This is a genomic window from Campylobacter sp. IFREMER_LSEM_CL1846 (genome assembly GCF_025772105.1).
GTDB lineage: Bacteria > Campylobacterota > Campylobacteria > Campylobacterales > Campylobacteraceae > Campylobacter_D > Campylobacter_D lari_D.
Genome location: NZ_JAKMRM010000031.1, coordinates 1 through 992, shown reverse-complemented (window position 1 = coordinate 992; position 992 = coordinate 1). Strand labels below are relative to the sequence as shown.

Below are 992 nucleotides of genomic sequence, written 5' to 3'. Positions count from 1 at the left end.
GCATCTAAAAAATGCTCATCTGCTAATCTATCCCCTGAAGCTTTTTCATACCAAGCATAACCTACATCATAAAAGGGAGTAAAATAAAAATTAGTATTTGGTATATTTATTCTTATACCAAAGTTAGCTACTATGGTATTATCTCCATCTCCCTCTCCATTATCATAAGCTCTTACCCCATAAGCTCCACCTAAAGATGAACTTTCAGAAGAATCTAATTCAAAATTTCCTAATACCTTTTGATAGTTTATATTTAAAGTATGAGTAATATACTCATTAATACTATAATAATTATTCAAACTAGCATTGAGTTTTCTAAACCAACCAAAGCCATTACTATTATTTTTATAATTAGTGCCTAAAAAATTAACCCCATCGTCATAGACCTTGCCTAGGTTAATTTTGGTACTATAAATAAAAGTGTTATGAAAATTTCTAAATAAACCTTCTAAACCTATACTACCTACATTAGAATGCTTATTAAAAGTTAAAAATCCTGCACTTGTATCACTAAGTATTTTATGATAAATACTTGAAGTAAAATAAAATGATGAATTAGTATTAATCCATACAGGATAAGAAAAGTCTATACCAAAATTTCTAGAAGCACCATAAAATCCAGCATTTTCATAATCTTCTCCCAAGGAATAATTTCCTTTTGATACACTTGGAGTAATTTTTAAATTTCCTAAAAAGAAAGTATAACTAGCCCCATAGTTGATTTGTTTTTCATTGCTTGATTGTAAGTAAAAATTATAATAATCTCCCATATTAAATATAGAATTAAATCCCATACTAATACCAGCTCTAATATCCCCTGCACTTTTAATACCATAATTATCACTATATAATAATACATTAGCCTTAGTATCAGGAACTACTTCTATAACTATATCAGTTTCTCCTACATTCCCTCCTGCTTGTAAACCTGCTAGGGTTTGTACTCCATACATTTCATTGACTTTATATACACTATCTTCTATTAATTTAGT

1 protein-coding gene is annotated in these 992 nt (G+C 28.4%); it reads right to left on the bottom strand.

Translation table 11 applies throughout. The features are described 5' to 3' along the window. Window positions 1-992, bottom strand: a 992-nt coding sequence (locus L8W40_RS08005; RefSeq protein WP_318529492.1) for a ShlB/FhaC/HecB family hemolysin secretion/activation protein, incomplete at both ends; no start/stop codon positions are given.